General features: G+C 54.3%; 18 protein-coding genes, 1 other RNA gene and 1 pseudogene. 4 read left to right on the forward strand and 16 right to left on the reverse strand.

What is annotated here, in order from left to right:
- Positions 1–189: 189 nt before the first annotated feature.
- A complete protein-coding gene (locus IGQ15_RS08600) occupies positions 190–1,992 on the forward strand; it encodes an N-acetylmuramoyl-L-alanine amidase (RefSeq protein WP_297050827.1) in 1,803 nt (600 codons plus the stop codon).
- Here the strand turns inward: IGQ15_RS08600 and ssrA are convergent.
- The 3 genes from ssrA to IGQ15_RS08615 form a co-directional block, all read right to left on the reverse strand.
- Positions 1,990–2,375: a transfer-messenger RNA gene (gene ssrA / locus IGQ15_RS08605) on the reverse strand. The two genes, IGQ15_RS08600 and ssrA, sit on opposite strands and share 3 nt — an antisense overlap.
- A 54-nt stretch (positions 2,376–2,429) precedes the next feature.
- Entirely contained in the window at positions 2,430–4,130 is a 1,701-nt protein-coding gene (locus tag IGQ15_RS08610) for a DUF87 domain-containing protein (RefSeq protein ID WP_297050829.1), read from the reverse strand.
- A 231-nt stretch (positions 4,131–4,361) separates the two neighbouring features.
- Positions 4,362–5,126: a TPM domain-containing protein gene (locus IGQ15_RS08615; RefSeq protein WP_363315829.1), complete on the reverse strand. Its 765-nt coding sequence runs from the start codon at positions 5,124–5,126 to the stop codon at positions 4,362–4,364.
- 241 nt (positions 5,127–5,367) lie between these two features.
- Here IGQ15_RS08615 and IGQ15_RS08620 point away from each other — a divergent pair, with 241 nt between their 5' ends.
- Positions 5,368–5,583, forward strand: coding sequence for a DUF2949 domain-containing protein (locus tag IGQ15_RS08620; RefSeq protein WP_297050834.1), 216 nt, complete (start codon positions 5,368–5,370; stop codon positions 5,581–5,583).
- Between the two features lie 143 nt (positions 5,584–5,726).
- On the opposite strand, the pseudogene IGQ15_RS12080 reads toward IGQ15_RS08620, so the two are convergent.
- The 4 genes and pseudogenes from IGQ15_RS12080 to mrdA form a co-directional block, all read right to left on the reverse strand.
- Positions 5,727–5,822, reverse strand: a pseudogene (locus IGQ15_RS12080) (IS630 transposase-related protein); the annotation flags it as partial.
- A gap of 130 nt (positions 5,823–5,952) precedes the next feature.
- The gene (locus IGQ15_RS08625; RefSeq protein ID WP_297050836.1) at positions 5,953–8,061 is read right to left on the reverse strand and encodes a M3 family metallopeptidase; all 2,109 of its coding nucleotides are present in this window, start codon (positions 8,059–8,061) and stop codon (positions 5,953–5,955) included.
- A gap of 7 nt (positions 8,062–8,068) precedes the next feature.
- On the reverse strand, positions 8,069–9,007 hold the full coding sequence (locus IGQ15_RS08630) for a M23 family metallopeptidase (RefSeq protein WP_297050838.1): 939 nt from the start codon (positions 9,005–9,007) through the stop codon (positions 8,069–8,071).
- Between the two features lie 77 nt (positions 9,008–9,084).
- Entirely contained in the window at positions 9,085–10,863 is a 1,779-nt protein-coding gene (gene mrdA / locus IGQ15_RS08635) for a penicillin-binding protein 2 (RefSeq protein WP_363315827.1), read from the reverse strand.
- A 96-nt stretch (positions 10,864–10,959) separates the two neighbouring features.
- Between mrdA and IGQ15_RS08640 the strand changes: the two genes are divergently transcribed.
- Positions 10,960–11,643, forward strand: coding sequence for a hypothetical protein (locus IGQ15_RS08640; RefSeq protein ID WP_297050842.1), 684 nt, complete (start codon positions 10,960–10,962; stop codon positions 11,641–11,643).
- Between the two features lie 15 nt (positions 11,644–11,658).
- Positions 11,659–12,453, forward strand: a complete 795-nt coding sequence (hisF, locus tag IGQ15_RS08645) for an imidazole glycerol phosphate synthase subunit HisF (protein WP_297050844.1) — start codon at positions 11,659–11,661, stop codon at positions 12,451–12,453.
- A 25-nt stretch (positions 12,454–12,478) separates the two neighbouring features.
- Here the strand turns inward: hisF and IGQ15_RS08650 are convergent, their stop codons facing one another.
- The 9 genes from IGQ15_RS08650 to psbA all read right to left on the reverse strand — a co-directional run.
- The gene (locus IGQ15_RS08650) at positions 12,479–14,917 is read right to left on the reverse strand and encodes a phosphoketolase family protein (RefSeq protein ID WP_297050846.1); all 2,439 of its coding nucleotides are present in this window, start codon (positions 14,915–14,917) and stop codon (positions 12,479–12,481) included.
- Between the two features lie 202 nt (positions 14,918–15,119).
- The gene (locus tag IGQ15_RS08655; RefSeq protein ID WP_297050848.1) at positions 15,120–15,929 is read right to left on the reverse strand and encodes a TatD family hydrolase; all 810 of its coding nucleotides are present in this window, start codon (positions 15,927–15,929) and stop codon (positions 15,120–15,122) included.
- A gap of 5 nt (positions 15,930–15,934) precedes the next feature.
- Complete coding sequence (gene rpsT, locus IGQ15_RS08660; RefSeq protein ID WP_149820827.1) at positions 15,935–16,231, reverse strand: 30S ribosomal protein S20; 297 nt, start codon at positions 16,229–16,231, stop codon at positions 15,935–15,937.
- A gap of 42 nt (positions 16,232–16,273) precedes the next feature.
- The gene (gene larB, locus IGQ15_RS08665; protein WP_297050853.1) at positions 16,274–17,035 is read right to left on the reverse strand and encodes a nickel pincer cofactor biosynthesis protein LarB; all 762 of its coding nucleotides are present in this window, start codon (positions 17,033–17,035) and stop codon (positions 16,274–16,276) included.
- A complete protein-coding gene (locus IGQ15_RS08670; RefSeq protein ID WP_297050855.1) occupies positions 17,036–18,493 on the reverse strand; it encodes a site-2 protease family protein in 1,458 nt (485 codons plus the stop codon).
- Between the two features lie 25 nt (positions 18,494–18,518).
- A complete protein-coding gene (gene htpG / locus IGQ15_RS08675) occupies positions 18,519–20,447 on the reverse strand; it encodes a molecular chaperone HtpG (protein WP_297050857.1) in 1,929 nt (642 codons plus the stop codon).
- A 37-nt stretch (positions 20,448–20,484) separates the two neighbouring features.
- Complete coding sequence (gene hemW, locus IGQ15_RS08680) at positions 20,485–21,684, reverse strand: radical SAM family heme chaperone HemW (RefSeq protein ID WP_297050859.1); 1,200 nt, start codon at positions 21,682–21,684, stop codon at positions 20,485–20,487.
- 7 nt (positions 21,685–21,691) lie between these two features.
- A complete protein-coding gene (locus IGQ15_RS08685) occupies positions 21,692–22,498 on the reverse strand; it encodes a hypothetical protein (RefSeq protein WP_297050862.1) in 807 nt (268 codons plus the stop codon).
- A gap of 101 nt (positions 22,499–22,599) precedes the next feature.
- Positions 22,600–23,468, reverse strand: an 869-nt coding sequence (gene psbA, locus IGQ15_RS08690; RefSeq protein ID WP_297050865.1) for a photosystem II q(b) protein, incomplete at its 5' end; no start/stop codon positions are given.

The following is a 23,468-nucleotide window of genomic DNA, read 5'->3' on the forward strand; positions in this document are numbered from 1 at the left end:
GTGTGCGTCTAAGTGGACTTGAAGCAAGCTGAAATTTGAATCTCATGAAGGGCGATCGCGCAAAACTAAATCGCAGGGTGTGCCAGTTCACATACTTGTTCCGGATCAAGTATGCTGAGCACGTTTGAGCAAGCGGCTTGGCTAGCCAACTTGGCAGTGTATTGTGCATCGCTGGTGGAGGAAGGGTGAATGGATCAACCGTGGCGTTGTTGGCAATTTCGAGCTGTGGTGAGTTTGCTATGGGCACCTGCCGCTGCACTGGTCATGGCTCAACCTGCTTCAGCCAGCCGCCTACAATTGTGGCAACTCAACCCTGCCACCAATCAACTGGAAATTCGCACCGAACGCGCTGTTCAGCCCCGTGCTGAGTTGGTCTATAACCCGACCCGCCTTGTCATTGACTTGCCTGGCGTGGTTCTCGGTAGCCCCCAGATCAGTCAAAACTACAGTGGTGCCATTCGCCAAGTGCGGGTTGCCCAGTTTGACCCCCAAACTACACGGATTGTGGTGGAATATGCGGACGGTTTTACAATTGACCCACAGCAGGTGCGCTTTCGGGGAGTCACAGCCAATAACTGGTTGGTGCAACTACCCACACCCCAGCAGCAAACAGTTTCGCTACCGCCGCTGCCCCCACCGTCTCCCCCTTCTGCTCCTCCCGTAACGCCCACAGGGCCGCTGCAAGTGCGAAGTTGGCGGGCAGATGCCACGGGTTTTTTAGTGCTAGCTGATCGCCCCCTGCCCGAGGGAAGCTACACCCTTCGCCGCCCTCAGCGCGATCGCATTGAAATTCTCCTCAGCAATAGTGAACTCATCCGCAACTTTAGTCCTCGGCGCTTGGAACTGCGCCGCTTTGGTCGGGATCTTGTCCGGGCAGAGGTCCGTACTCAAAGCAATCGCCAAGTCCAAATTACCCTCGACATTGACCCTCAAGATGCCGATTGGCAAGTGACGCCCCGTAGTGATGGCTTTGTGATTGTGCCTTCAAATACGGCAATTACACCCCCACCTCCCCCGACGGCGCCGCCACCGTCCCAACAACCTAGTGTGATTCCTGCGGCCAGTGCTCAAACTCCCGTCACAACGATCCAGCGCGTTGATCTGGGGGGACGAGAGTTGCTGATTCAGGGCGATCGCACCGTTTTCTATAACGTGGGCTGGGAAGGCAGTCGCTATCGCATTCGCCTGCGGCAAGCACAGTTGGACAGTAATCTGCGCGAACCCCGCCTTGTCACCGGTAGTCCCCTAAGCAATATTGAATTTCGCCAAGAGGATAATCAAACCGTTTCTATTCTCCTGACGCCAGCACCGAACTTTCGTATCCTTGGACCTCGCCCCCTCTCTGCGGAATCCTTTGTGGTGCAAATCCAAGGCGTGCATGACTCGCCTACGAGTGCTCCAACACCCATTGATATCCCTCCCACGGCAACCACCCAGCCCGTCCCGCGGGGGCGTTTTGTGGTGGTCATTGACCCCGGACATGGCGGACGCGATCCCGGGGCCATTGGTATTGGCGGCATTCGTGAAAAGGATATTGTTCTGGATATCAGCCTGCAAGTTTCCCAATTTTTGCAGCAGCAGGGTGTGCAAGTGATGATGACCCGCACTACAGACATTGACTTAGACTTGGCTCCTCGGGTCGCCATTGCCGAACGGGCACGGGCAAATGCCTTTGTGAGTATTCACGCCAATGCTATTAGTCTGGCTCGCCCCGATGTCAATGGCTTAGAAACCTACTTTGCCCCCGGACGCTCAAGTCGTTTGGCATCTGCCATTCACAATAGTATTCTCAGTTCCTTGAACATTCGCGATCGCGGGGTACGATCAGCGCGATTCTACGTCCTCCGCAATACGTCGATGGATTCTGCCCTTGTCGAGATAGGGTTCGTTACAGGCGCAGAGGATGCCGCCAATTTTCAAAATCCTGCTTGGCGGACGCAAATGGCACGGGCGATCGCCCAAGGCATTCTCAACTTTTTACAGGGAAGATGATGGAGCTGACGGGAGTCGAACCCGTGTCCGCCCTAGCTATTCATCGACTGCTCATTCACAGGCTTAGCCTTTCTGACCCTCAGGCGGGAACTGTTCCTTATCCCGAACAGTAGGATGCTCTGGTAGAGTCTTTGCTAAACAGCCCACCAGAGAGAACTGCCTAGCGCATCCGTTGGGGTTAACCCGCTGCCCTTAACGGAGTCGGACAACGAGTGCTCGAACCTGTTTAGAGGTCTTAGGCTACCGCAGCAGCTTTACGAGCGAAAGGAACGATGTTGTTCGCAGTTACTTTTGGTTTGGACTCTGGATTAACGAGAGATAGCCCACTCTCGACCTGTATCACAGCCCAACTTTCACTAGGACGTCGAAGCCGTTTCAGCCCCTTGTGTAGAGTTACCCCTAAGATAACGCATTTTTTTGGAGTTGACAATGGGTCGTTATTCGAGCGATCGCCGGCCAATGGTTCGCGGTTTAGGACGGGGTGCCGGGCCTACCATCGCCACCATGCGATCCAACTGTTTGTGTTGGGCAAAATACGCTTGCCACAGGGCAGGGGCATCCAGCGTGTCACCCCCATGAGTCGTTAAGCGTTGCCGCACCCGACAGAGGACAGGCGTATTCACACAGGCCCCCGCAATAATTACTTGCCCCTTACTCAGGGCAGGCAGTTCTTTGAGTAAATCTCGGCCAGCGGCCTCCACCCCATGTTTGAGGCTCTCTTGATCGACAGGGTTGACAATCCGCAGAATAAACTGGCTCATACACTGGGAGAGAACATCGCTATCGAGTTTGCCGGGACGCTGAGTAATCAGTCCCACCCCAAGGCCAAATTTACGACCTTCGCTGAGAATCGTGCGCAGCACCCGCTTACATTGCGAGGGTTCATGGGCAGGGGCAAAGCGATGTGCCTCCTCAATCAAAATAAAGACTGGGTAGGGTAAGTATTGCTCATCCCCCTCACAGACAAGCTCTTTTTGGGTATTCATGCGGGCGTGGTTGGTTTGGCGCAAAATTGCTGTGGCAATGACCTGCTGCTCCTCAAGGGGAATCTCATTCATTTGCAGAATCGTCACTTGGCCGGGGGTAAATAACTTTTGCGGTGGCAAGTGCTCACAGGCATGGAAATAGTCGGAGCGCTCCATTTTTTCCAACTTCCAAGCCAAAGCATCAGCAGAGGAACCCTGCTTGACATTGCCCTCTTCATCTTCAACGCGATCCACAGCATAGACCGCTGCAATCAAGTCCTGTGTACTCCAACGGCCATTGGGATAGAGGCGGCGCACTTCATCGTGGGCTTTTTTGAGAATGGCCTGCTGGCGATCGCTCATCTGGGGAAGCAGCGTCAGAATATCGTGAAACTCTAGGGAAGAAACACGAATTTTGACCTCTTGGGGCGTAATAATTTTCACCTGAGGTTGATAGCCATCCTCCCCTTGAAAGGCTTCGTGTCCCCTCAGTTGCGCCAGCGTGTGGTATTCACCGTGGGGGTCGAGGATCAGCACTGCGGCTCGATTTTTGGGCGACAGCAATTCCTCCACCAAAACTCCTGCTGTGTAGGATTTCCCTGACCCTGTCCCGGCAAGGATGGCCACATGGGTACTCACTAGTTCCTTCACATCGAGGACAATGGGAACGGCGCCCTCCTCGCGCAACAACAGCGACCCAATATGGGCTGCCCCCGGCACCTCCGGCTTTTTCTTGTTGAGAACCCGCCGCAGCAGTTCATCTTCCGCTAAATAGACTTTGGCACCAGGCAGGGGGAGCCGCCGCAAATTATTAAAGCCAAAGACCTCATGAAATTCCCCCATCACTTCTACGGTTATCTCATAGAGTTCCGCCGGTTCACAGGTAAAACCAATTAGGGCAGCCACGGCACTGGGATTCAGTTCGTGATCAGCAAACATCCGATCCGGTAGATGCTCAATCAGACGGCAGCCAGTAACCTTGCCCAAGACTTGGTGAACAGGACCAGCATGGGAGTTTGAGGCCACACTTGGGGAATGGCTCAACTCGTAATAGACAAATTCACCCATTCGCACAGGCTGGGCATCGGCAGTAATAAAGACGTACTCGCTACCGCTGTCTCCGGGTCCTTTGACAATGCCGACAATGTGACGCGAGGAATGATGACTATTCATGGCACAGGACAGGTTCCTCAACCAAGGTTGTATTGACACTCCCGCCGAATCAATTCGGGGGATTCTTGTGCAGCCGAAAAATGGACTCACAACGGCGCTGTCAAGCTGCCTCTACTGACTCCCCTCAGGTCAAACCTGAAAGTTGCCTCTACATTTCACCTTCGGGTTTTTCACCGAAGGGTAGCTAACCCCAATCCTACGCCATTTTCTAATCAAGGGTCTGCAAGGTGCCTATTCCTCAAGCACTGGCGGCGGCCCACTGGGAGCAGGAATCAAAAAGGCAACAATGGCACCCAAAGCAAAACCAGCAACATTGCGCAGAACAGGTAGCCATTCTTGGGTGCGCACCAGAACAGGGCCAAGGCCAAAGGCAAAGAAGAGCATCCCCCACAGGGGCGAAAAGAGGAGAATCCACTTCCAAGCCACTTTTTGATCAGCACGGCGGGGACGAGCCACAAAGCCCAAAATGATGCCGCTAAGGATGGAGGTGGCAAGGGTGAGAATCCATTGCTCTTGGGGTAATCCCGGTACGGCACGGCATCCCCCTTGGGAGAGGCAGGTTTCAATGGCATGGAGAGATTGCAGGATCGCCTGATCTTCACCGTTGTCGCGAACAAAGTATTGATTGCCAAAGCGGGTTTGCAATTCAACCCAAAAGGTGCGCTGGAGGACGCGGTAGGCGGTGTCACCAACATTGAAGTTCAAAAGATTACCGCCCCTTGTATCGGCCACTAGCAGAATACTGCGATCGTCTAAGTCCCAAAAATCCCGAACCGCTAGGCCGGGGGTGCGATCGTACTGGGTAAGGACGCGCAATTTCCAGCCCGTCTGTGCTTCAAATTCTGCCAGTTCGCTGTCAAGGCGCTCTTTTTGAACGGGTGTCAGAATCTCAGCTAAGTCAACGACATTGGTTGGCTCCCTGGGCAATAACTCTGGATTGTTGAAGCTATGGGCAGGAGCGATCGCCCCCAACCAGCAGAAGCTCACAAGCACCATCACTAAACCAATTTGGCGAAACCAGCGCCGAACTTGTTGTGGCATCGTAATAAAAATTTACAAACAGGGCATCTTTTTTAATTATCTTAAGGGTATGCTGCGAAACATTGCAATCAGCCCCCTCGTCTTCTCAGGCAAGATGCAGCTTTTGTTAAACTCACCCTATCCTGAGAATCCCATTGCTATACTGCAAGTCTAAAAGTTTTGTTGTCCCTGTCTCATCAGTCACTCCTCACGTGCGATGCCCTACTCTCCTCAACTACTGCAATACCTTGAACAGGAACTGGCACTGCCGCCAGAGAGTATTGCTATGGCTTTGCGTCAATGGCAACAGCAGCGCGGATCGTTGCCGATTATTCTTTGGCAGTATGGATTGATTACACTCGAGCAGTTGGATCGGATTTTTGAGTGGCTCGATCAAACGCGGGGCGATCGCTCTTCCCACATTTCTTCCTAGGACTGGTGACTAGCCTGCTGCCGCTCGTGACCCGCCGCTTTGACCACTGCCTGAAGGGCTCCTGTCGGATGAATTGGTGCATTATCCATCGAAAGTCAACCCCCCCCTTTCCAAGGACGACGGGGCACAACCGTGGGCGCTCCTCAGTCCTCTCGCTTCAGCCAGTGATGGAGGATAGCGCGACTGACCTGAAAGATTTGAGTCGCTTCACTGATTTTGCCACCCTGCTTGCTATGGGAGACAACCCACTCTCGTCAGTCCAAGCGATAGCTCATGTTCCTGAGTGATATGCATGAGTCTTTGAGTATAGCCAATCTCTCACGCCCTTTCGAAATAGCTATATTCTTCCTCTCATTATTAATCATCACTTTAACTGACTGACAATAGGCCTCGGTGACGGAGCAGGGGTTCGGTGATCGGTTCACGGCCTCGAAAAGCTTTGAAAATCTCCATAGGGGGTTGGCTGCCGCCAAGGGCAAGCACAGTGTCGCGATAGCGTCGTCCCATTTCAGCAACGGCCTGCTCGTTGTCTAGACCTGCTTCCTCAAAGGCAGCAAAGGCATCGGCGCTCAGAACCTCTGCCCAAAGATAGCTGTAGTACCCCGCTGCATAGCCGCCCGCAAAAATGTGGCTAAAGCTACAAAGAAAGGCATCCTCTGGCAGAGGGGGTAGAATCATCGTTGTCTGCGCTAGGCGATCGCGCACTCCCTGGGGCGTCTCCCCCTGACCCGGTTGATAGCGATGGTGCAGTTCTAAATCCAACAAACTAAAGTGCAACTGCCGCAATAGGGCACTGCCTGCGCGATAGGTACGGGCGGCAACCAGTTTGTCGTAGTAGTGTTCTGGCAGGGGTTCCCCCGTTTCATAGTGGCGTGCCATGCCAAAAAGGGTCGGGCGATGGTAGCACCAATTTTCCATAAATTGACTGGGGAGTTCGACGGCATCCCACTCCACATTGTTAATGCCCGCTGCCCCCGCTTCATCCACCCGCGTCAGCATGTGGTGCAAACCATGCCCAAACTCATGGAAGAGGGTTTCCACTTCGCTAAAGGTCATCAGGCTCGGCTTGCCATCCACGGGTGGCGTTTGATTGCAGACCAAGTAGGCAACGGGTAAACGGGTACGCCATTCCCCCTGAATGCGATATTTGGCGCGGCCAAGGCAATCGTCCATCCATGCGCCGCCGCGTTTTTCGGCAGGACGGCTGTAGGGGTCAAGGTAAAAGTGGGCGATCGTCAGATGATTTTCATCGAGGATGGCAAAAAAGCGCACATCAGGGTGCCAAACGGGGGCTTGCCCATCTGCTGGCACAACGGTTACACCAAAGAGCCGCTTCACTAGGCCAAATAGACCCTCAAGCACTTGGGGGAGAGGAAAGTAGGGACGCAGTTCCTCATCGTTGAAGTCAAAGAGGGCTTCCCGCTGCCGTTCGGCCCAATAGGGAATATCCCAGTGCTGCAGATCGTTGACTTCGGGTGCCCCTTGGGCAGCAGCAAAGGCTTTCAGTTCTTCCAGTTCTCGCGCGGCAGCGCGATAGCTGACTTGACGCAGCTCCTCGAGGAGCTTTTCCACACTGGCGACGCTATCGGCCATTTTGCTGGCAAGGCTGAGTTCAGCATAGGTGTTGAATCCCAAAAGCTGTGCCTCTTCGACCCGCAGGGCAAGGATGCGCTCAAGAACGGGGCGGTTATCCCACTCACCACTGCTGGCACGGGAAATATAGGCGCGATAGACCTGCTCCCGCAAGTCCCGCCGTTGGCTGTGCTGCATAAAGGGGCCATAGCTGGGAAAGTCAAGGGTAATGTGCCATGGTCCTGTTTCGGGGGTGGCGGTCTCAATACCATCTTGGCGAGCGGTTTGGGCAGCCAGTGCCAGTAGGCTGGGGGGAAGTCCAGCCACTTCATCGGGTTGGGTGAGCTTGAGGCGAAAGGCCTTGGTGGCATCCAAAAGATTGTTGGAAAACTGGGTAGATAGCTCCGCCAATTCCAGTTGAATGGCGTTGAAGCGCTCCTTGGCGGCTCCTGTCAAACTCACGCCACTGTGTTCGGCGTTGCGAATGGCGGCCTCAACAATCCGTTTGCGCGCGGGGGGATAGCTCTGAAAGTCTGGGCTCGCAGCCAGTGCCTTAAAGCCTTCATAGAGGGGACGCGATTGCCCCAAACGGGTGTAAAACTCCACCACTTGGGGTTGAACGGCTTCGTAGGCTTGACGCAGTTCAGGACTGTTTTTGACCCCTGTGAGATGGCTCACAATGCCCCATGTCCAACCGAGGCGATCGCTCAAACGTTCGAGGGGTTCCACTAACCCTTCCCACGTAGGCGTGAAGGATTGCTCGAGGGTCTCTAATTCTTGGCTGAGTTCCTGCAACAGTTGGCGCACGGCTGGCTCAACATGGCTCACCTGAATCTGATCAAAGGGGGGAAAGCCGTCGCCCCGCAAGAGGGGATTATCGGTGTCAGGGGAAGTGGCAATAACCATCGGTGTCCTACGAACTGCGATGCGATTGCTGACGCGCTTGGGCGATCGCCTGCTTTAACTGCACTAATGCCAATTCTAACCGCGCTTCGGGAGCCACGGGAATCAACCCCTGGGCAGTCATCTCATGGATTTCAAAATGCAGGTGCGGACCTGTGGAGTTGCCCGTACTGCCGACAAGGCCAATCACATCTCCCTGCTTCACCCATTGACCGGGATTGACAAAAAGCTGTGAGAGGTGGGCATAGAGGGTTTGATGCTGTTCTGGTGGGTGTTGCAAAATTACGGTGAGGCCGTAGCCCCCCAGCCAGTTCGACTCAACGACGCGGCCATCAAAAACAGCCAGCACAGGTGTCCCTTGAGGAGCGCCTAAATCAGTTCCCGAATGGAAGCGGCGATCGCCAAAAATGGGATGGATGCGCCAGCCAAAGGTTGAGGTAATGGGCACTGGAAACGGCAAGGGAAAGAGCATTTGGCCATTGTTGACCTTTAGCCAACGCAAGGGATTGGGTCCCGGAAAGGGCTGGCGTACATAGGCCGGCGCAGCCGTTTGGGCAGATGGCACAAAATTTCTTGGGTTTGCAGCCACCACGGGGCGATGGGAAGCTGATGTAGCTATGGGGGTCACTGGGGGTTGCTGAGCACCTTGGGCTTGGCAAATGTTGGGGGGAATACCCTCGCTAACGATCGCTTGACAGCCTGTGGAGCGTTCTTGGATCACCACGGGGATAGAGCGGGCAGGCTTCAGGTTTTCGAGGGGTTCGCTGCCGGGGGGTGGATCCACCGGTTTTGTGGAGAAAACAAGAGGTTCACTGTCCAACGGTTGAACAGGATTCACAAGGATCGGTGCAGCCGCTTCTGGTTCCACTGGCATCGTTTCAGCAACACTCTGGGTAGGTGTCAATAGACCCATTGTCAGCCCAAGGGCAATGACGCGCCGCTCGATCATAGTTCACCCCATCACATGCATTCCTCCAAATTCTAGGCGTAACCTTGGGGAATGACAATCTTCTGAACCGCAAGGGGCTAGCGATCGCGAATTTTCATATAGGTCTGAATCACTTTGAGCACCATCGGGCCTGCCACAGAACCACCGCTGCCACCGGAGTTCTCAGCAAAGGCGACGACCACAATTTCAGGCTTGTCCGCAGGGGCATAGGCACCAAACCAAGTGTGGTGAGGACGGGGGGGGTCTTCACCGGTGCCACTTTTGCCGGCGATCGCCACCTCAGGAACATTTAATGCAGCACCTGTACCACTGGTCACCACCTGCCGTAAGCCTTGGCGCAGCACCTGCACCGTAGAGGGCTTCAAATTCAATGACTGTCGCCAGCGATCGGGATTTTCAGAAGCAATTAAGTGCGGCCGCACTTTGTAGCCCCCATTCGCAGGCACCGCAAACATCACCGCTGCTTGAACTGGACTCACCTGTAATGCCCCTTGGCCAATGGACGTGATCAATGAGTCACCGTCGTACCAACCTTCACCAAAGGTTTCCTGTTTCCACTTAGGGTTAGGGACAAAGCCAGCCGCTTCACCGGGCAAGTCAATGCCAGTCTTAGACCCCATGCCAAAGCGTCGTGCCCACTCAATGAGAGTCTCAGGACCAATACGGCGCGCCACTTGGCCAAAAAAGGTGTTACTACTCCACGCCATCGCACCTGCAAAGCCAAGGGGGCCAAAGCCTGCCCGGTTCCAATCATGGAAGGCAAAGCCACCCGTGTAGAGGGCGGGATACGTCATCAGTACCGTATCAGGACTGAACTTCCCAGACTCCAGACCCGCCACCGTCGTTACGATTTTGAACGTACTCGCGGGGGGAAATCCTTGGAGGGCACGGTTGACAAAGGGAAATTGCCGCCGTTGTAGCTCGTCCCATTGCTGTTGGGTCATGCGGCGGGCAAACCAATTGGGGTCAAAGGCAGGATAACTGGCAAGGGCAAGAATCGAACCATCGCGGGGATCCATAGCCACGATCGCCCCCGGCCGACTCCCTAAGGCTGCTTCCGCCGCTTTTTGCAAGTCTAAATCCACTGAAAGCGTGATGTCATTCCCCGGTCGAGCCACCTTTTGACCCAGAATGCGAATCACTTTACCTTGACCATCCACCTCCACCTGCTGACCGCCCCATGTCCCGCGTAGTACCTTTTCATAGGTGGCTTCGACGCCCATTTTGCCCATGACATCGCCAAGGCGGTAGCCCTGATCCCGACGTGCCGCTAGTTCCTCTTCATTCAGTTCGCCGATGTAGCCAATGATGTGAGCGGCAGTTTCGCCGTGGGGATAAAAGCGCATGGCTTCACGGTCAATTTCAACCCCCGTCAGGAAATTGCGGTGTTCTTCAAGGGCAATAATTTGCGCTTGGCTAATCCCTTGGGCAATACGAATCAACGAAGGAGAATTCACCCCTGCTTGTTTGACCCGCGCTTCGATCTCACTGGCAGGGATATTGAGCACCCGCGAGAGAATGTTCACTGTCTGCGGCCATTCGGGCTTTTTCGCCGCAAGGGGCCAGAGAAATACCGAGTAGGAGAACTTATTTCCCGCGAGGATCCGCCCTTTGCGATCCAAAATCTTCCCCCGCTCCGGCGGTTTGGGAATCAGGCGAATGCGGTTTTCATCGGCCATCTGGCGGTTGCGATCCCCCTCAACAATTTGCAGATAGCCCAAGCGGGCACCAATGCCCCCCAGCAAAAATACGGTCATGATCGAGAGCAACACCAAGACCCGACCCTGTTTGCCAACCACGCGATCGTAGGCTTGATAGGTGAGGGGACGAGGGGGGCGCGTTTTTAGCATTGCCATAGGCAGGAGGAGTTGAGAAGTTAATCCCTGAGTCTTTTCAATTGCCACTCTATCAGATGCGCCAAGACCAGAGGTCGAGAATTCCGGTAACCTAGAATGAAGTCTCTGTACTGCCGCTGCATGAAGCGATCGCGCTGCCGTCCCCAAGTCCAAGCCCCCAGTCAAAATCTGGACTCATTCCTCGATGTCCTCACGAATACCGTGGGGGTGATGATCTTTGTCTGCCTCTTTGCTAGCTTGACGGCAGCGGTGTCTCCTGCGCTGGTGCGCACCCCCATTGCCCGCGAAACCCGCAAGCAGGTGTATTTCTTTGAGTGTCGTGAAAATCGTGCCATGCCCCTTGAGGAGGATCAAGCCAGTGAGGCCATTGATCGCCATCTGCAGCAGATCACAGAAAATCCCTTTGCAGATCCCGGCCAAATTCAGCAACAACTGGAATCCTTTCGCCACAGTACTCGCTACTACGATGTGCGCCTGAGTCTGGTTCGCAGCCAAGGGCAACCGATTTTGCAAACCTTCTTTGAACCCCGCGATCGCAGTGGTGGCGAATCCTTTAGCACGCTGGAAAAACCCGCGTCGAACTTTCGGCGTACCCTTGATCGCCTCTCCCCCAGCCGCTATTCCCTTGTCTTTTTTGTGCGTCCCGATAGCTTTGATTGTTTCCGGACAGCCCGTGCAGTGGCTTGGCGCAGTGGCTTTGATGTCGGTTGGGAACCGATGGCGGAGGGTCGCGCCATTATCTTTGTCAGTGGCGGTGGGCGCCGTGTCACTGTGCAGTAGTTCCAAGGAGGCCAAATGCTTGCCAAACGAATTTTGCCCTGTCTGGATGTGAAGGCGGGTCGCGTTGTCAAGGGCGTGAATTTTGTCAACCTGCGCGATGCTGGCGATCCCGTCGAACTCGCCCAAGCCTACAATGCAGCGGGTGCCGATGAACTAGTGTTTCTCGATATTACAGCCACCCATGAGGAGCGCAACATCATTATTGATGTTGTCTATCGCACAGCGGATCAGGTGTTTATTCCCCTGACGGTGGGGGGTGGGATTCAGTCCCTGACGATGATCAAAGACCTATTGCGCGCCGGGGCAGATAAAGTAAGCCTGAATTCGGCGGCAGTGCGGCAACCCGATCTCGTGAATCAAGCCAGCGATCGCTTTGGGGCCCAGTGTATTGTTGTCGCCATTGATGCGCGGCGCGAACCCCACTGCGATCCAGACCAACCCCGTTGGCAAGTCTATGTGCGCGGCGGACGTGAAGCCACGGGGCTAGATGCTATTGAATGGGCGGTGGAAATGGCTAAACGGGGTGCTGGTGAATTGTTGGTGACCAGTATGGATGCCGATGGGACACAGGCGGGCTACGACCTCGAATTGACGCGGGCGATCGCCGAGCGGGTGGAGATTCCTGTGATTGCCTCTGGAGGGGCGGGCACCTGTGAGCATATTCGCGCTGCCCTAGTAGAAGGGAAAGCAGAAGCGGCACTCTTGGCTTCGCTCCTACACTATGGCCAACTGACGATCGCCCAGATCAAGGACTATCTCCATCAGCACCAAGTGCCCGTGCGCCAAGCAGAACCCCTCCCTTGCCGATAAGCGAAAAGAGGGACAGAGCATCAAGCTAAAATGGCCAAGTCCAGTGGCTAAACTCCGGCTTGTCCACACCGTACTCGTAGGCGTAGTTGCGGGCTTCAATTTGCATGTTGCGGAATTTTTCCTTGGCATGGGCACCTGCCACTTGAAGACCGGGGAGACGATCGATGGCATCAATGGCGAGACTAAAGCGATCAATCTCATTATTGATGGCCAACTCCAGGGGGGTGTTGATGTTGCCCTTTTCTTTGTAGCCGCGCACGTGCAAATTACGGTGATTGTGGCGGCGGTACGCGAGACGGTGGATCAACCACGGATAACCATGGAAGTTAAAGATAATCGGGCGATCGAGGGTAAAGAGACTATCAAAGTCGCGATCGCTGAGGCCGTGGGGGTGTTCTGTTTCCGGTTGCAGCTTAAAGAGATCCACCACATTGATATAGCGAATCTTCAGCTCTGGAAACTCCTGCCGCAGGAGGGCGATCGCCGCCAACGCCTCTTGGGTGGGAATGTCCCCGGCACTGGCCATCACTAGATCGGGTTCACAGCCTTGATCATTACTGGCCCAGTCCCAAATGCCTAGCCCCTTCGTGCAGTGCACAATGGCTTGATCCATCGTCATGTACTGCAAGTGCAACTGCTTGTCAGAAACAATCACATTCACATAGTTTTTGCTCCGCAGGCAGTGATCCGCCACCGACAGCAGTGAGTTGACATCGGGGGGCAGGTAAATCCGCGTTACCTTTGCACTCTTGTTGCAGACAATATCCAAAAAGCCCGGATCTTGGTGGGTAAAGCCATTGTGATCCTGCCGCCACACCGTTGACGTAATCAGCAAGTTCAATGAGGCAATATCAGCCCGCCACGAAAGTTCATTGCAGATGCTCAACCATTTGGCATGTTGGTTAAACATCGAGTCAATGACATGGACAAAGGACTCATAGGTGGAGAAGAACCCATGCCGACCCGTCAGCAGGTAGCCCTCCAGCATCCCCTCCATGGTGTGCTCGCTGAGCATTTCAATGACACGACCATTGGGGGACAATTCGCCGCCATCGGCATCCTCCTCAAAGTATTCCGCAATCCAGAATTTCTTGCTGACCTCGTAAATGGCATTGAGTTTATTCGAGGTATTTTCATCGGGACCAAAGACGCGGAAATTGGTCATGTTATTGCGCATCACATCCCGCAGGAAGACCCCAAGGGGACGGGTATTTTCCACCTCAATTTGGGCGGGTTTCTCAAACGTAATGCCGTACTGCCGAAAGTCTGGCATTTTCAAATCCTTGCGCAATAGCCCACCATTGGCGTGGGGATTCATGCCCATACGGTAGTTGCCCGTTGGTGCTAAAGCCTTGAGTTCAGGGCGGAATGTACCATTCTCATCAAAGAGTTCTTCGGGACGGTAACTGCGCAGCCAGTTTTCCAAGAGCTTGAGGTTTTCAGGGTTGGTGTGGACATCAGCTAGGGGCACTTGGTGGGCTCGCCAGAAGCCTTCCACTTTGTGGCCATTCACTTCTGCAGGGCCTGTCCAACCTTTGGGGGTACGCAGCACAATCATCGGCCAACGGGGTAAGGTGGTGACGCCCTCTTCGCGCGCTGCCCGTTGAATCTCTTTAATTTTAGTGACGCAGTAATCGAGGGTGGCGGCCATGGCTTGGTGCATCGAGGGGCGATCGGAGCCTTCGACAAAGCAGGGTTCATACCCTAGACCTCGGAAGAAGTTTTCCAAATCCTGATGGGGAATCCGTGCCAAAATCGTCGGGTTGTTAATCTTGTAGCCATTCAAGTTGAGAATCGGCAAGACTGCCCCATCCCGCGCTGGGTTGAGGAACTTATTGATATGCCATGAGGTGGCCAAAGGCCCCGTTTCTGCTTCGCCATCGCCAACCACTGCCGCCACAATTAAATCAGGATTGTCAAAGGCAGCACCACAGGCATGGGAGAGGACATAGCCCAGTTCCCCCCCTTCGTGAATCGAGCCGGGCGTTTCTGGGGTGCAGTGGCTACCAATGCCACCGGGGAAGGAGAACTGCTTGAAGAATTTTTTGAGGCCGTGGGCATCTTCACTAATGTTGTGGTAAATCTCGGTGTAACTGCCCTCAAGGTAAACGGGTGCCAAGACCCCCGGTGCTCCATGACCGGGACCCGCTAGGAAAATCACCTCCTGTTGGTACTTTTTAATAATGCGATTGAGGTGAAGGTAGCAAAAAGCTAGACCCGGACTCGATCCCCAGTGGCCAAGGAGGCGTTTTTTGATGTGTTCGGGCTTGAGGGGTTCTTTAAGTAGGGGGTTATCCAGTAAATAGATCATGCCCACGGCCAGATAGTTACAGGCACGGAAGAAGGCGTCCATGGCCTCAACTTCACTATCACTCAAGGGCTGTCCTTGAATCGTGGCGCGAGCAGGACCAAAAGCATGAATATCAGCGGTGAGTTCAGTGGGACGGGGAGGAGAGCTAACCATACAGTATCCTCGTCAAGTCAGCATGAGCATCAAGAAAATAGATCAAAGTAAAGTGCCAACGGCATTCAAAAGAGTCCACAGGTGACTAAAAGCATTTGCTAATTTAAGGACACATCCTAAACAGCCGTCTTCAGTCTACAGCCCCATCCTAGGATGCTGAAATGAGTAGGCGCGCAAATGCGCTAGATTTTTTAACGTTGATTCAATTCGGAATTGATGCAGCAAGTTCTGGGGGTAGGGGTAGGCGAAAAAGCTGACAGGCGTTGAGGGTGGTTTGCTGTTCTAATTCCAAAAGGTCACACTGTCGCAGACGGGCGACGGCTTCGGCTACAAAGCACACATAGCTGGGTTCGTTGCGTTTTTCGCCGCGTTTGGGCACAGGGGCAAGGAAGGGGCAATCCGTTTCTACCAGCAGGCGATCGCTGGGAACCATTTGTGCCGAGGCATGGATTTGTTTGGCGTTCTTAAACGTGACGGTGCCGCTAAAGCTAATAAAAAGACCCAAGTCGAGGAACCACTCGGTTTCTTCGGGGGTACCGCCCCAGCAGTGCATCACTCCTTGCACCGGCCCGCGATCCCGAACAAACTGCTGAAGCAAATCCCGTGCAGCAGCGGCTGCCTCCCGACAGTGGATAATCACTGGCAGATTCAAGCTGTGGGCAACCTCTAACTGGGCCCAAAAGGCAGCTTCCTGTTCCTCGCGGTTCGTGGCTTTGTAAAAATCTAAACCCGTTTCGCCAATGGCCACCACCCTAGGATCACTGGCGGCAAGGCGGACAATTTTTTCCTTGAGATCCGGCTGCCACTGTTTTGTATCTAGAGGATGGAGACCCACTGCCATAAAGAGCTCGGGAAACTGCGCGGCAAGGCGCTGAATGGTGGGAAATTCACTGGGTTCAACGCAGGAATGAACCAGCCGCACCACTCCCGCCGATCGCCAGCGTTCAGCCACTGCTTCCAGATCAGGCGCGTACTCTGGAAAGTTGAGATGGACGTGGGTATCCACCAACATGGGGATTAGGCAGCGGGTTGCAGCGTTTTGTTGAGGATACGGGTTAGCCGAGCTTTACGACGGGCACCGGTGTTGCGATGGAGAACACCGCGCTTAACCGCTTTGTCAATTTTGCTAAAGGCCAAGTTGAGTCGCTGCTGGACTTCCGCCAGTTTTTCCGGCGTGGGATCGGCGGCGTACTGACTAATGGCCGTCAAGTAGTTTTTAATCAGCGTCCGCACTGCCGAGCGATAGGCTTTGTTGCGAAGACGGTTGCGCTCAGCAATTTGGGCACGTTTAGCGGCAGATTTGATGTTAGCCACAGGTCACCTGATGATCAATCACACGTTAAGAACAAATAACCATTATAACCGTTGGCTGAGCGATCGCAAGATCTTGGCTGCCAGCATTGCCGCCCCAAAGCCATTGTCAATATTGACAACACCAATGCCGGGGGCACAGGAGTTGAGCATTGTCAGTAGCGCTGCCAAACCGCCAAAGTTTGCGCCATAGCCAATACTGGTGGGCACAGCAATCACGGGCACTGAGACTAGCCCCGCCACCACACTGGGAAGGGCCCCCTCCATGCCGGCAACCACAATGAGCACGGCCATCTCCTCCAGGCGATCGCGCACACTCAACAGCCGATGAATGCCAGCCACCCCCACATCCCAAAACCGCTCAACGCCAAATCCTGAGAGCTGCAACGTCACTGCTGCCTCTTCGGCCACGGGTAGATCCGCTGTGCCTGCACAGACCAAGCCCACCTGAAGCGGAAACTGCGGTGGCAAAATGGGGGCTGTACTGCAAATCCGTGCCTTTTCAAAATAGTGCAGTCCGCCAACGCGCGATCGCACTGCCTCAAACACCTCTGGGGAAATGCGCGTGGCCATCACACAGGGATAGTGGGGACGCATCCGCTCCAGAATCTCAGCAATCTGCTGCGGGGTTTTGCCGGGTCCCCAAATCACCTCTGGAAAGCCAGTGCGCTGCTGCCGCTGGTGATCAATGCGTGCAAAATCGCCAATGGGTTCGTAGGAAAGGTGTTGCAGCTGGCGATAGGCGGTCTCTACGCTCAGTTGCCCCTGGGCGATCGCCGTTAAAATTTGCCGCAGTGAATCGGGCATTTAGCCTCCAATTCCCAAGCGACCCGCCAGCCCCGGCGCCATCGGGATCAAGGTAGCGGCCATCAGGAACAATAGCAGCAGGCCAAGACCCGCACGGGTATCATCGGGTTCGGTGATCTCATCGAGACTGGGCTGATCCACATCCCGCTGCAACAGCAGGATCACCAACGCCCAATACAAGGCCAAGGGGTTGACGATCGCCACCAAGCCCAAGACCACAAGGGTAATAATCGTGAGTCGTTTGGCGGTTTTGGCACCGTAAATGGCTTGAATAATCCGCCCCCCATCCAGTTGTCCTGCGGGCATCAAGTTCAAGGCAGTCATGATCAAGCCCAGCCAGCCCAGAATCACAAAGGGATGCACTATCACCACTTCGCTTTGTAACTGCTGCCCCAAAAAGAGCTTGGCGATCGTCCCCACCAAAATCGAGCCTTGGAAAAAGAGGGTCGGCACCTCTAACCCCTGACTCGTGGGCGAGAGAACAAGGCCAATGGCCAACAGCAGCAGCGAAACACTACCGGCGGCGATCGCCCCCGCTGCACCAATGTCAAAGAGTTGACTGCGATTGGCAAGGAAAGATTCAATGCGGGTCATGGCACCAAAAGTCCCCAACTGCCACGCCGGCAAAAAGATGGGCGGCCCTAAGCGTGCCCGATAGCGTTTGGCCATTAGCCAGTGACCCACTTCCCGTATAGCGGCAACGCCAAAGAGGCCAAGGGCAAAGGGGAGCGATCGCTGGAAGAGGCCAGTGGTTGGATTTCCCAGTAAGCTAAACCCCTGCAAGATAGCGCTGGTCTCGAGACAGGTTCCAAGGGTGGCCACCGCCAAGAAAACCGCTGCCAGCTTCTGAAGATTGCCAGAGCGAATCGGTTCGGTCGTCATCGGTAAAATCACGACCATCGGCTTGCCATCCCCATTGGACACCATAAAGAGGCGATAGCGATCGGGCAAGGCAGCCTGAAGTCGTTCGGTAAGTTGCTGATGCACCACTTGGGCCTCTCCCCGCAGATTCCCCGGGCAGATCACGCCCCCCTTGTAGGGAAGGTAGTCGGTGGCGAAGTAGGTATCAACGCTAAAGATATTTTGAATGACTTGCAGGTCTTCAGGGGGAAGGCTAGGTCGTTCAGTAGGCTGGGCTGGCGTCGTCTGCTCTCTGGTGGCTTGCTCCAGTTCAGAACGGCCAGAGGGTAGGGGCAGTTCTGCAGTGGCGGCCAGCGATCGCAACCAACGGCCAAGGGCAACATAGGCCACAATCGAGAACACTAGCCCAAAGAGCACGGCAGCAAAGTTAATCACAACTCCAAAGCTGAGGCTACCAAAAACCACCAGCCAAGGGAGCATCAGAACAAGGGTTTGCAGCCAAGCCACAATCCCCAGCTTGCCGTAGGGCAGGTTGCGGTACAGTCCCCACGCCAGTAGGGCGATCGCTCCCGCCAATAGGCCTACCGTAATAATCATGCGTTACCTCCCGCCTCTGCAAACGTTAGCGCGTGGCCATGGTTGTCAGCTGGGTCAGGACTTGACTGGCACGCTCTGTAAATTGCTGCATACCATTGGCATCAAAGCCCCGCTGCGACATTAAGGCCAAATCGTAGATATACTGACACAGCTGTTCGACCAATGCACCCGTCTCTGAGGTGCCGCTGGTTTGAATAATCGTTCCTTGGTTGAGGCTGAGGAGATTTTGCACCAAGGGATGGGCGGTGTTGACAACCAAGATATGCTCCTCTGGCAACTGCGCATTGGCTTGCTGCTGCATCATTGCCATCATCTCCTGCATCCGCCGACTGGTTTCCGGCAACAGGATCATCGCCGGGGGGGCATCGGCCTTGAGGGCTTCGGTGCGAATCGTCAGCTTTGGCTTTTTCAGCACGGATTCAAAGAGGGATTTGATCTGCTCGCTGCGGGTCTTCTTCGTGGTGGGATCGACAAGTTCGCTCTCTTTGTTTTTGTCAATGAGCGTCTCATCGAGTTCTGCATCCACCCGCAGGAACTTGACATCGCTGTAGTTCTGCTCCAGCCACGGCACAAAGTGGGTATCAATGAAACTGTCCATAAACAGGACTTCAATCCCTTGGCTTTTAAGCAGTTGCACGTAGGTAGCTTGGTTCACCTCATCGGTGCAGTAATAGACGCGATTGCCTTGGCGCTCTTTGTTGCGCTCGAGGTATTCCTTGAGGGTGGTGTAGGTTTTGCCATCCACTTGAATGCCCCCCTCACTGGCCCAGACATCTTCGCTTTCTTTAGAGGTTAATTCGGCAGTGGTGCGGTAGATGAGAATGTCCTCCACCTGCTTTTTGAACTTCTCGTCATTGATCGAGCCAAATTTGACAAAGGTGCCCAAGTCTTGCCAAGAGCGCACGTAGGCAGCGGGGTCTTCGCGGTATAGCTCCTTCAGGCGATCGCCCACTTTTTTGGCAATGTAGTCAGCAATTTTGCGAACGGTGCGATCCTTTTGCAGGAAACTGCGGGACACATTCAGGGGAATGTCGCTACTGTCAATCACCCCCCGCAGGGGAAGCAAAAAGCGCGGGATGACCTCTTCACAGTTATCGCTGACAAAGACTTGGTTGCAGTAGAGCTTAATTTGCCCCTTGCTGACATCAATATCGGGGCGCAGCTTTGGAAAGTAAAGAATCCCATTGACCACAAAGGGATAGTCGGTATTGAGGTGAACCCAGAGCAGAGGGTCTTCCTGAAAGGGATAGAGATAGCGATAAAACTCTAGGTAGTCCTCTTTGCTGAGGCTATTGGGGGCACTCTTCCACGGGGCAATTTGTTTGTTGATTTGCTCGCCTTCGAGCCGAATCGGTACGGGCAAGAAGTCACAGTACTTGCGGATGAGTTCACGGATGCGCCCCGGCTCTAGATACTCTAGTTCACTGTCTTGGAGCGTTAGGGTGACGGTTGTACCAACACTGGTGCGCTGGCCATCGGAGAGGGTAAATTCGGTGGAACCATCACAGGTCCAATGCACGGGGACAGCACCTTCGCGGTAGGAGAGGGTATCAATTTCCACCCGTTCTGAGACCATGAAGGCGGAGTAAAAGCCAAGGCCAAAGTGACCAATGATTGCGTCTGCCCCTTCACCTTTGTATTTTTGAACGAATTCCTCGGCACTGGAAAAGGCCACTTGGGTAATGTATTTTTTGACTTCCTCGGCGGTCATGCCAATGCCGTTGTCGGCGATCGCCAGCTTTTTGTTTTCTTTGTCAATCGTGATCGTCACTTCCGGGTGATCCACATCGCCACTATATTCCCCAGAGCGCGCTACCATCCGCAGTTTTTGAATGGCATCTACGGCGTTGGAGACCAGTTCCCGCAGGAAAATCTCATGATCGGAGTAGAGCCACTTTTTAATGATTGGAAAAATGTTCTCAGTATGGATTGAAATGGTTCCCTGTTCCAACATGATGCTTCCCGTGAGTGTATTCTTGGTCAGACAACTTCTAGTGTATCGGTAGGGGTTGCGCTTCCTGTTGGCGGAAAACCGATCCCTCCAATGCTTCCCAAAGGGTGACAATGACGTGATTGGCCACTAGAAATCCTGCCGGCTGTGTCAAGTGCAGGCGATCGCCCGTCAAAGAAAGCATCTCTGGAGACATTTTTGCTGCTGCTGCTTGTAGTGCTTCAACCCACGACACAGGAAATTCATCCGCTAGCGCAGCTAAAGAGAGGCCATCCCTGAGGCGCAAGCCCAGCATGAGGGTTTCCAACCAGCGATCCCATAGGGCATCTGGACTCCCTTGATTCAGGCTCTCTGGTAAGCTTTGCACCCATTGATAGTATTCACGGCGGGTACGCGGACGGCTGAGACGGCGATGCCCTAGATAACTGGTGGCGCCCATGCCAAAGCCATAGTAGGGTTGATTGCGCCAATACACTTGGTTGTGACGACAGGCAAACCCTGGTCGGGCATAGTTAGAAATTTCGTAGTGGTCGTAGCCCGCTGCGGTTAAGATTTCGTGACCAAGGCGATAGGTAGCGGCGGCCTGCTCTTGGGTAGGTAGGGGGGCTGCTTCGGGTTGATAGCGTTTGCTGAAGACGGTTTTTGGCTCAATGATGAGGTCATAGAGAGAGAGATGGGTTGGGTTGAGGGCGATCGCTCGCTCTAGGGAGAACTGCCAATCCGCCAAGGATTGTTGCGGCAAGCCTGAAATCAAATCCATACTCCAATTTTCTACCCCCGCCCTATGAATCATCTCCACTGCCCGCTCAACATCGGCCCCATCGTGACTGCGGCCACACACCTGCAATAGCTTATCGTCAAAGGCCTGTACACCCAAGCTGACGCGATTCACCCCTACCCTGAGATAGCCCTGCAATTGTTCTAAGTCAAAGGTTCCCGGATCCATTTCCATAGAAATTTCCGCCCCTCGGGCAATGCCCATCTGGCGATCGAGGGCTTCCAGCAGTTGGCCAATGTATTGAGGTGGTACTAGAGACGGTGTCCCCCCCCCAAAAAAGATCGTTTGGAGCGGTAGCGGCTCAGCAGGGGTCTGGGCAATTTCTTGACAGAGTGCAGCCACATACTCTTGGATGAGTGATTCTGCCAGCGTCGGAGAATCCCCCACTACTGTAATCGGAAAGTCACAGTAGAAGCAGCGGCGCCGACAAAAGGGCAGATGAATGTATGCGGCTCTAGTCATTGTTCTCCTAACTGGTTTGTGATGAAATCTGGTCAGGAAGCTGACCTTTGGCAACCAATAGCCCCCATGCCCGCAAAACAGCAACCAAATCAGAGGCAAGGCGGTATTCATTGGCTTCAGCAAAGCGCACCGTTGCGGTGGGGGTAGAGACGAGATGAATGGGCACCGCTCGCTCTAGGGGGATGGGTACAAAATCAAAGCCATTGAAGCGATCAAACCGGCGATCCCTCAACAATTGATTAAATTGACTGACTTGAGCAGGTGTCACCGTACGCAGGGTGCGGCTGAGGATTTCGCCACGAGCATTGGTGGTTTGCTGCACAATCCGACCATCGTTATAGAGCAGTGTTATTGTCGTTGAGGGTGGACGGTTCCCAGAGGCATCACTTTGCCGAATCACGCGAAAACTTACGCCCTCAGGAACGGGGGGTGGCAACGCCTCTGGACTCAGGCGTTGCGGTCGCTGAATCAGGGTACCAATCATCTGACTGCCAGCGGCATCCCAAAGAATCAGGGAACCACTTTGATTCGTGCGATAGACCCACTGTTGGGGATAAGGAGCATTGGGATTTGTCAGGGTAATTTCCCAACCGGGGGTTAGACGCTCAGCACAATCAACCCGCAATCCGCCCAAGCCCAAACAGCCATCGGACCAAACCTTAGGCTGAACTTGAACCACGCTAATTTGCTCTGGTTCTTCACCAAACTGCTCAGCAGCGATCGCAATCGCCCGCCTAATGATCTCTGGAGCCGGTGTTGCTGCTTGAACCACGAGGGGCACTGCCACTGCCAAGAGGGATGTCCAACCATTCATCAATATAGTCTCTACCCTTTGACCATCATCATAAAAAAAGACCGCCCCCAATCAAGAGGCGGTTCCTTTAACTAAAACGCTAGTTACAGTCGCTCTGGAAGTTAGCCGTTGATGCTGGGAGCAATCATGGCCACAGGAGCAGACTCAGCGCTTGCCAAGTCAAGGGGGAAGTTGTGAGCATTGCGCTCGTGCATCACTTCTATCCCCAAGTTGGCACGGTTGATGATGTCAGCCCAGGTGTTGATCACGTTGCCCTTGGCATCAATGACCGAGTGGTTGAAGTTGAAACCGTTGAGGTTGAAGGCCATCGTGCTGATACCCAGGGCGGTGAACCAGATACCGACCACCGGCCAAGCGGCAAGGAAGAAGTGCAGCGCACGGCTGTTGTTGAAGCTGGCGTATTGGAAGATCAAGCGACCAAAGTAACCGTGGGCAGCCACGATGTTGTAGGTTTCTTCCTCTTGACCAAATTTGTAACCGTAGTTGGTGGATTCGGTTTCGGTGGTTTCACGGATCAGGCTGGAGGTCACCAGAGAGCCGTGCATGGCGGAGAACAGAGCGCCCCCAAAGACACCGGCCACACCCAATTGGTGGAAGGGGTGCATGAGGATGTTGTGCTCCGCTTGGAACACAATCATGAAGTTGAAGGTACCGGAGATACCGAGGGGCATCCCGTCAGAGAAGCTGCCTTGACCAATGGGGTAGATCAAGAAGACCGCAAAGGCCGAGGCCAAGGGGGCAGAGTAGGCCACGCAAATCCAAGGACGCATACCAAGGCGGTAGCTGAGTTCCCACTGGCGACCCATGTAGCAGGAGGCACCCAACAGGAAGTGGAAGATGATCAGTTGGTAAGGGCCACCGTTGTAGAGCCACTCATCAAGGGAAGCAGCTTCCCAAATGGGGTAGAAGTGCAAGCCAATGGCATTGCTGGAGGGGACAACCGCACCCGTGATGATGTTGTTGCCATAGA

This window comes from Thermosynechococcus sp. M98_K2018_005 (assembly GCF_015295825.1).
GTDB lineage: Bacteria > Cyanobacteriota > Cyanobacteriia > Thermosynechococcales > Thermosynechococcaceae > Thermosynechococcus.

Excerpts from the sequence above, each read along its gene's own strand:
- IGQ15_RS08600 (WP_297050827.1), top strand. The coding sequence starts at position 190 with ATGGATCAACCGTGGCGTTGTTGGCAATTTCGAGCTGTGGTGAGTTTG.
- IGQ15_RS08610 (WP_297050829.1), bottom strand. The coding sequence starts at position 4,130 with ATGAATAGTCATCATTCCTCGCGTCACATTGTCGGCATTGTCAAAGGA.
- IGQ15_RS08615 (WP_363315829.1), bottom strand. The coding sequence starts at position 5,126 with ATGGTGCTTGTGAGCTTCTGCTGGTTGGGGGCGATCGCTCCTGCCCAT.
- IGQ15_RS08620 (WP_297050834.1), top strand. The coding sequence starts at position 5,368 with ATGCCCTACTCTCCTCAACTACTGCAATACCTTGAACAGGAACTGGCA.
- IGQ15_RS08625 (WP_297050836.1), bottom strand. The coding sequence starts at position 8,061 with ATGGTTATTGCCACTTCCCCTGACACCGATAATCCCCTCTTGCGGGGC.
- IGQ15_RS08630 (WP_297050838.1), bottom strand. The coding sequence starts at position 9,007 with ATGATCGAGCGGCGCGTCATTGCCCTTGGGCTGACAATGGGTCTATTG.
- mrdA (WP_363315827.1), bottom strand. The coding sequence starts at position 10,863 with ATGGCAATGCTAAAAACGCGCCCCCCTCGTCCCCTCACCTATCAAGCC.
- IGQ15_RS08640 (WP_297050842.1), top strand. The coding sequence starts at position 10,960 with ATGAAGTCTCTGTACTGCCGCTGCATGAAGCGATCGCGCTGCCGTCCC.
- hisF (WP_297050844.1), top strand. The coding sequence starts at position 11,659 with ATGCTTGCCAAACGAATTTTGCCCTGTCTGGATGTGAAGGCGGGTCGC.
- IGQ15_RS08650 (WP_297050846.1), bottom strand. The coding sequence starts at position 14,917 with ATGGTTAGCTCTCCTCCCCGTCCCACTGAACTCACCGCTGATATTCAT.
- IGQ15_RS08655 (WP_297050848.1), bottom strand. The coding sequence starts at position 15,929 with ATGTTGGTGGATACCCACGTCCATCTCAACTTTCCAGAGTACGCGCCT.
- larB (WP_297050853.1), bottom strand. The coding sequence starts at position 17,035 with ATGCCCGATTCACTGCGGCAAATTTTAACGGCGATCGCCCAGGGGCAA.
- IGQ15_RS08670 (WP_297050855.1), bottom strand. The coding sequence starts at position 18,493 with ATGATTATTACGGTAGGCCTATTGGCGGGAGCGATCGCCCTACTGGCG.
- htpG (WP_297050857.1), bottom strand. The coding sequence starts at position 20,447 with ATGTTGGAACAGGGAACCATTTCAATCCATACTGAGAACATTTTTCCA.
- hemW (WP_297050859.1), bottom strand. The coding sequence starts at position 21,684 with ATGACTAGAGCCGCATACATTCATCTGCCCTTTTGTCGGCGCCGCTGC.
- IGQ15_RS08685 (WP_297050862.1), bottom strand. The coding sequence starts at position 22,498 with ATGAATGGTTGGACATCCCTCTTGGCAGTGGCAGTGCCCCTCGTGGTT.